Source organism: Staphylococcus sp. HMSC072B07, assembly GCF_001815505.1.
Taxonomy (GTDB): Bacteria; Bacillota; Bacilli; order Staphylococcales; family Staphylococcaceae; genus Staphylococcus; species Staphylococcus simulans.
In genome coordinates this window covers 4,418-4,663 of sequence record NZ_KV820945.1, presented here as the reverse complement: position 1 = coordinate 4,663, position 246 = coordinate 4,418, and the positions used below count along the sequence as shown (strand labels likewise).

The following is a 246-nucleotide window of genomic DNA, read 5'->3' as shown; positions in this document are numbered from 1 at the left end:
CGCTTGTTTTACCGTCAGGTACTTTTGTTGTATCTACAGTAATAATTGGTTGGTCTTCTTCTTTAGGGAAGTCCGGAACGCTTACTTTACCTTTTACTTCGTCTTCAGTAGTTGGAGTTCCGTATGGTTTTACGATTTCTTCCGCAGTCGGTTCATATTTATCATTTTGCGGTTGTGGGGTCACTGTAACTTTGACTGTTACATGATCTTTTGTACCGTCTGGATATGTCACCGTTACTGGCACAT

The 246-nt window shown here is 41.1% G+C and carries 1 protein-coding gene; it reads right to left on the bottom strand.

Going from position 1 to position 246, the window contains the following annotated elements; translation table 11 throughout:
* Positions 1-246, bottom strand: a 246-nt coding sequence (locus HMPREF3031_RS13530; RefSeq protein WP_180364341.1) for a Rib/alpha-like domain-containing protein, incomplete at both ends; no start/stop codon positions are given.